The following is a 6,161-nucleotide window of genomic DNA, read 5'->3' on the forward strand; positions in this document are numbered from 1 at the left end:
CAATTCCATTGGCCAGAGGGGGGTGCTGGCCCGCAAACCAACAGCGATTGGAGGACCTTCTGATGCCGACGCCCCTCGTTGTCTCAGACGTCGCCAAGAGCTTCACCATGCATCTGCGCGACGGCATCAAATTGCCTGTTATCGCCGGTGTCTCGTTCTCGATCAGGGCCGGCGAATGCACCGTGCTCGGCGGCCCGTCCGGTGCCGGCAAGAGCTCGATCCTGAAGATGCTCTACGGCAACTACGCCGTCGACGAAGGCCAGATCATCGTCAGCCACGATGACGGGCTGATCGACCTCGCCACTGCCAGCCCGCGCACCGTGCTTGCCGTGCGCCGGCAAACGATCGGCTATGTCAGCCAATTCCTGCGCACCGTGCCGCGCGTTTCGGCGCTGGATGTCGTCGCCGAACCGCTGGTCGAGCGCGGCGAGGATCGCGAGATTGCCCGCGGCAAGGCACGCGCCTTGCTGGCGCAGCTCAACCTGCCGGAGAAACTCTGGGCATTGCCACCTGCGACCTTCTCCGGTGGCGAGCAGCAGCGCGTCAACATCGCACGCGGCTTCATCACCGAGCATCCGATCCTGCTGCTCGACGAGCCGACCGCCTCGCTCGACGCCAAAAACCGCGATGTCGTGATTGAACTCATCGCCGCCAAGAAGGCGGCTGATGTCGCGCTGCTCGGCATCTTCCATGACCACGACGTACGCGAGGCGGTTGCCGACCGCATCATCGACGTCACCGCTTTCGCTCCCGGAAAAATCGCCGCATGACCAGGAAATTGTCCGAGACGCCGCTGGTCCATCCGACGGCGGATGTGCAGAATTCGACGCTCGGCCGCTGGACCGAGATCGCCGACCGCAGCCGGGTGTCGGAAAGCGAGCTTGGCGACTATTCCTACATGATGCAGGACTGCGCCGTCTGGTGCGCGACGATCGGCAAGTTCGCCAACATCGCCGCCAGCGTGCGCATCAACGCCACCAACCACCCGACCTGGCGGCCAACGCTGCACCATTTCACCTATCGCGCCTCGGACTACTGGGACGACGCCGAGCACGAGACAGAATTCTTCGCCCAGCGTCGCGCCAGGCGAGTCACCATCGGCCACGACACCTGGCTCGGCCACGGCTCGACCATCCTGCCCGGCGTCACCGTCGGTGACGGCGCGGCGATCGGCGCCGGAGCCGTCGTCTCGAAGGACGTCGCCCCCTACACCATCGTCGCCGGCGTGCCGGCCAAACCGATCCGTGAGCGCTTCGACCGCCGCACCGCCGACCGTTATCAGGCGCTTGCCTGGTGGGACTGGGATCATGCCAGGCTGCGCGCTTCGCTCGACGATTTCCGGGAACTATCGGCCGAGGCCTTCCTGGAAAAATACGAAGGATAATTCTTCACATCATCGTCATGGCAGCCACATGGCAGGACCTGTTCGATGACTCTCTCAAGCTTTTTCGAGCAGCAGGCTCCCGTGATCGAAATCAAAACTCCCGCCTTCTGCGGCTTCAGGGACATGGAGCACTTCGAGGACCTGCTGGCCCTGGGCCGGCCATAACTCCACACCTGTGGAGCGTAACAAAACTGACATCACCGCGACACGGCAGGTTCATGTGGCTGCGTTAGGCGAGTGCCTGACGATCAATATGGTCCAGACTGGAACCTGCCCCATGTCAGCAAATTCCGCCACGCTCGAAATCCGCGGTGTCAGCCGCCGATTTGGTAAGAACACCGCCGTCAGCGACATCAACATTGCGATCCCGCAGGGTCAGATGGTTGGCATTATCGGCCGTTCGGGCGCCGGCAAATCGACCCTTCTTCGCATGATCAACCGTCTCATCGATCCCAGCCAGGGATCGATCTTTTTTGACGGCGCCGAGGTTTCCCAGTTGCGCGGCTCGCCGCTGCGGCGCTGGCAGCGTGACTGCGCCATGATCTTCCAGCAGTTCAACCTGGTGCCGCGCCTCGACGTGCTGACCAACGTGCTGCTCGGCAAGCTGAACCACCGTTCGACCATCACCAACCTGTTCGGCATGTTCTCGCGCGCCGAATGCGCCGAGGCGGTCGCGGCACTCGAGCGGCTCGACATTGCCCGCATCGCGCTGCAGCCCGCAGGCACCTTGTCGGGCGGCCAGCAGCAGCGCGTCGCCATTGCCCGCGCCATGATGCAGCAGCCCAAAGTGATCCTCGCCGACGAGCCGATCGCCTCGCTCGACCCGCTCAACGCCAAGGTGGTGATGGATTCGCTGCAGGACATCAATCTGCGCGACGGCATCACCGTCGTCACCAATCTTCACACGCTGGACACCGCCCGCACCTACTGCAACCGCATCATCGGCATGGCCGCCGGCAAGGTCGTCTTCGACGGCCCGCCGGAAGAACTCAACCGCGAGGCCGTGCGTCTCGTCTACGGCGCCGACAGCAATGGCCAGGAAATCTCCGAGGCCATCACCTCGACCAGCGTTGCCTTCAGCCGAAAGATCGCCGCATCCGCCGGACCGCTCGAGCCCGCATTCCCGGGATACTGAGAGCGGCCTGGATCGACAGCCCGCGTCAAGGGCACCTGTCAAAATCGAGAACGCTGCCGGCGCGGGGCCGGAACCTACAGGAGAGATTACAGATGTTCAGGAAGATGGTTTTCAGCGCCGTTTCGGTGCTCGCCATGGCGACCAGCATGGCCCAGGCCGCCGACATGAAGGAATTTCGCGTCGGCATCCTCGGCGGCGAAAACGAAACCGACCGGCTGCGCAACTACCAGTGCCTCGCCGACCATCTGAAGGCCGAATTCGGCTTCGAAAAGGTTTCGCTGTTCCCCGCCGCCGACTATGACGGCGTCATCCAGGGCCTGCTTGGCGGCACGCTCGACTTCGCCGAACTCGGCGCTTCCGGCTACGCCAGCATCGCTCTCAAGGACCCGAAGGCGGTCACCCCGATCCTCACCACCCAGCAGACCGACGGCGCCACCGGCTACTATTCGATCGGTCTGGCGCTGAAATCCTCGGGGATCACCGATATCAAGTCGGCCAAGGGCAAGAAGCTCGGCTACGCCGATCCGGATTCGACCTCCGGCTATCTGATCCCGCTGACCCAGATCCCGAAGGACACCGGCGCTTCGAACGAAACCTTCTTCGCTTCGACCCAGTTTAACGGCGGCCACGAGAACAACGTTCTGGCCGTGCGCGACGGCAAGGTCGATGTGGCGGTGGACGATTCCTCCGGTATCGGCGACTTCAAGGACGGCTACACCTCGGGCACCTTCCACAAGGAAGTCGCCAAGGGCGCCGTCGACCCCAACGACTTCGTCGAAGTCTGGCGCTCGGGCCTGATCCCGAACGGCCCGCTGGTCGTGCGCACCGCGCTCGGCGACGAAATGACCGCCAAGCTCGCCGACTTCTTCACGCAGTTGCCGAAGAAGGACAAGGCTTGCTTCGAAGGCGTCGAAGGCGGCGACTTTACCGGCTACGTCCCGGTCAAGGCGGACTTCTACAACGTCATCGTCGAAGCCCGTAAGGCAGCCATTGGCGGCTAACGGCGAAATCAGGAAGGGCGGCGTCGAGAAAACGCCGCCCTTCTTGCATGTCCGATCATGACCCTTTCCGTGACAGCCCCTTCCGGCGCCACTCACCAGATGGCCGACGCCTGGCGTCGCCAGACGTCCTTGCGCCGGCTCTACACCGCCATCGGTGTCGGCCTTCTCATCATCGCGCTTGGCAGCACCATGTGGTTCGCCGACGAGGCCAATGCCGGGCATTTCTTCGACCGGTTGCCGCATTTGCTGGACTTCCTGAGCTGGCTCGTCCCCAAGGACTGGAACGATGTCTGGCGGGCGATGTTCGATATCGCTTCCCCGCATGACACCGGCACCCAGGAATTCAACTTTCCGCTTGGCCGCTCGTATGTCTGGGACAGCTTCTACATCCCCGAATATTTCGAGCTGATGCTGACCACGCTCAACGTGGCGTTGGTCTCGACCTTCATCGGCTTCGTCTTCGCCGTGCCGTTCTCCTTCATCGCGGCGCGCAATTTGACGCCGCATCCGGTGCTGAGGCTGATCGTCAAGCGCCTCATGGAACTGCTGCGCGCCTTTCCCGAGATCGTCATCGCGGGCCTGTTCGCCGCCATCGTCTCGATCGGCCCGATCGCCGCCATCATCGCCATCGGCCTGCATTCGATCGGCGCGCTGGGCAAGCTGTTCTACGAGATCAACGAGAATATCGACATGCGCGCCGAAGAGGGCCTGAGGGCTGTCGGCGCCAACTGGTTCGAGCGGGTGCGCTTTGCCGGCCTGCCGCAGGTGCTGCCCAACTTCATGTCCTACACGCTGCTGCGTGTTGAGATAAATGTCCGCATTTCCACCATCATGGGCGCGGTCGGCGGCGGCGGCATCGGCGAGGAGTTGAAGCTGTCGATATCGCGCGGCTTCGGCGCCAAGACGATAGCCCTCGTGCTGCTCCTGTTCACGACGATCTTCATCGTCGACCAGTTCTCCGCCTGGCTGCGCCGCAAGCTGGTCGGCGAGCAGGCCTTCGTGGTGGGGGCTTGACCATGGCTGCCTTGACCGCCGATCAAATCCAGTCGATCGAAGAGCGCTTCCCGCAGGTGTTTCAGCAGCCGTTCCACAAGCGCTTCGGGCCGCTGATGCTGCTTGGCGGCATCTTCCTCTACCTGCTCTATGCCCTGTGGTTCTTCAACCTGCCGCAGGTCATGCGGGAATCGCACTGGGAGCGGCTGCCGCTGTTTCTGACCCAATGGATCAGCTACGACGTGCAGCCGATCTTCCGCCTCGACGAAACGCGGATCACCGCCAAATATCCACGCTTCTCGGTGCTCGGCCCGAACCCAGATCCGGACTGGGTCAAGACCAATGCCGATGGTTCGGTGACGGTCCTTATCGACGGCGCCGCCAAGTCGGTCACCTTCAGCAAGACGCAAGCGACGATAACTGCCAATGGTGAGACCGTTGCGGTCGCGCTAGGCAGCGGCAAGCCGCTGATCTCCGGATCGGTTCCCGGCTGGATCACCGCGCATGAAGATGAGGTCGTCGCCGACATGGGCTTTGCCGGCGAGGCCCGCGTCGCCGTTGACCGCGTCAGGATCCGAAAGCGATTTCTCGGCTGGGCAAACTTCGTCTTCGACACCCGCTCGCCCTTCTTCGGCAAGTCGGCAAGCGAAGTCGCCTCGCTGATCGTCTCCGGACCGGAACTGAAACCAGGCACGTCCAATCTGGCGCTGGCCGGCGACAACATCTGGAACAACGCCCAGTGGCAGCATGGCGATGTCTGGACGAAGCTCTTGCAGACCATCGTCATGGCCTTTCTCGGCACCATGCTTGGCGGCATCGTCGCCTTTCCGCTGGCCTTCTTCGCCGCCCGCAACATCACGCCCAGCCGGCTGGTCAACCAGGTGCTCAAGCGCTTCTTCGACTTCATGCGTTCCATCGACATGCTGATCTGGGCGCTGTTCTTCACCCGTGCCTTCGGGCCGGGACCGCTGGCGGGCAGTGCAGCCATCTTCTTCACCGAGATCGGCACGCTCGGCAAAACCTATTCCGAGGCGCTGGAGAACATCGACGACAAACCGCGCGAGGGTATTACCTCGACCGGAGCCAACGGCCTTCTGGTGCAGCGCTACGGCGTGCTGCCGGAAGTGGTGCCGGTGTTCATCAGCCAGACGCTCTACCAGTGGGAATCCAACACCCGCGGCGCGACCATCATCGGCGCTGTCGGCGCCGGCGGCATCGGCCTGAAGCTGTGGGAAGCGATGCGCACCAACTCCAACTGGGCCAACGTGTTCTACATGGTGCTGCTGATCCTGGCCGTTGTCTTCATCTTCGACAACATCTCCAACTTCCTGCGCCGCCGGCTGAGCCAGACGATCCACGACTACAACAGGATCCAGGCCGAGCAGGGGTAGGCGCCGGCTGCCGTCTCATGAGAAGCCGGCGGGACAGCACCCCCCTCTGTCCTGCCGGACATCTCCCCCGCAAGGGGGGAGATCAGATGTCCGTCGGCCTTCGCTAGTCTCCAGCGTTGGAAGGAAGGCGCCGCCAGCGGAACCGCCAATCTCCCCCTTGCGGGGGAGATGTCCGGCAGGACAGAGGGGGGTGTGAAGGAACGCGGCGGCAGGTGTTGGGCGGCTTCGCTCAGTCCCACTATAAGGAAGGCGCCTAC

At 63.2% G+C, this 6,161-nt stretch carries 6 protein-coding genes; all 6 read left to right on the forward strand.

The features are described from left to right. Positions 1–62: 62 nt before the first annotated feature. The 6 genes from phnL (at position 63) to phnE (NKI21_RS22795) (ending at position 5,904) form a co-directional block, all read left to right on the forward strand. On the forward strand, positions 63–770 hold the full coding sequence (gene phnL / locus NKI21_RS22770; RefSeq protein WP_023812471.1) for a phosphonate C-P lyase system protein PhnL: 708 nt from the start codon (positions 63–65) through the stop codon (positions 768–770). Then, a complete protein-coding gene (locus tag NKI21_RS22775) occupies positions 767–1,384 on the forward strand; it encodes a DapH/DapD/GlmU-related protein (RefSeq protein ID WP_128306073.1) in 618 nt (205 codons plus the stop codon). Before phnL ends, NKI21_RS22775 begins: the two co-directional genes overlap by 4 nt. A 277-nt stretch (positions 1,385–1,661) precedes the next feature. Then, positions 1,662–2,519: a phosphonate ABC transporter ATP-binding protein gene (phnC, locus tag NKI21_RS22780; RefSeq protein ID WP_352723354.1), complete on the forward strand. Its 858-nt coding sequence runs from the start codon at positions 1,662–1,664 to the stop codon at positions 2,517–2,519. 92 nt (positions 2,520–2,611) lie between these two features. Then, positions 2,612–3,520: a phosphonate ABC transporter substrate-binding protein gene (phnD, locus tag NKI21_RS22785; protein WP_023812467.1), complete on the forward strand. Its 909-nt coding sequence runs from the start codon at positions 2,612–2,614 to the stop codon at positions 3,518–3,520. A 57-nt stretch (positions 3,521–3,577) separates the two neighbouring features. Beyond that, positions 3,578–4,534 carry a phosphonate ABC transporter, permease protein PhnE gene (gene phnE, locus NKI21_RS22790; RefSeq protein WP_128306075.1) on the forward strand — a complete coding sequence of 319 codons (957 nt, stop codon included), beginning with the start codon at positions 3,578–3,580 and terminating at the stop codon, positions 4,532–4,534. A gap of 2 nt (positions 4,535–4,536) precedes the next feature. After that, positions 4,537–5,904 (forward strand): phosphonate ABC transporter, permease protein PhnE, encoded by a 1,368-nt coding sequence (gene phnE / locus NKI21_RS22795; RefSeq protein WP_352867432.1) that lies wholly within the window; start codon positions 4,537–4,539, stop codon positions 5,902–5,904. Positions 5,905–6,161 lie beyond the last annotated feature (257 nt).

Origin of the sequence: Mesorhizobium sp. M0715, assembly GCF_040320355.1 — a bacterium.
In the GTDB taxonomy this organism is placed as follows: domain Bacteria; phylum Pseudomonadota; class Alphaproteobacteria; order Rhizobiales; family Rhizobiaceae; genus Mesorhizobium.

What these genes read in the sequence shown, in the direction of transcription:
- phnL (WP_023812471.1), top strand. Translation starts at nt 63, where the DNA reads ATGCCGACGCCCCTCGTTGTCTCAGACGTCGCCAAGAGCTTCACCATG.
- phnE (WP_128306075.1), top strand. Translation starts at nt 3,578, where the DNA reads ATGACCCTTTCCGTGACAGCCCCTTCCGGCGCCACTCACCAGATGGCC.
- phnD (WP_023812467.1), top strand. Translation starts at nt 2,612, where the DNA reads ATGTTCAGGAAGATGGTTTTCAGCGCCGTTTCGGTGCTCGCCATGGCG.
- phnC (WP_352723354.1), top strand. Translation starts at nt 1,662, where the DNA reads ATGTCAGCAAATTCCGCCACGCTCGAAATCCGCGGTGTCAGCCGCCGA.
- phnE (WP_352867432.1), top strand. Translation starts at nt 4,537, where the DNA reads ATGGCTGCCTTGACCGCCGATCAAATCCAGTCGATCGAAGAGCGCTTC.
- NKI21_RS22775 (WP_128306073.1), top strand. Translation starts at nt 767, where the DNA reads ATGACCAGGAAATTGTCCGAGACGCCGCTGGTCCATCCGACGGCGGAT.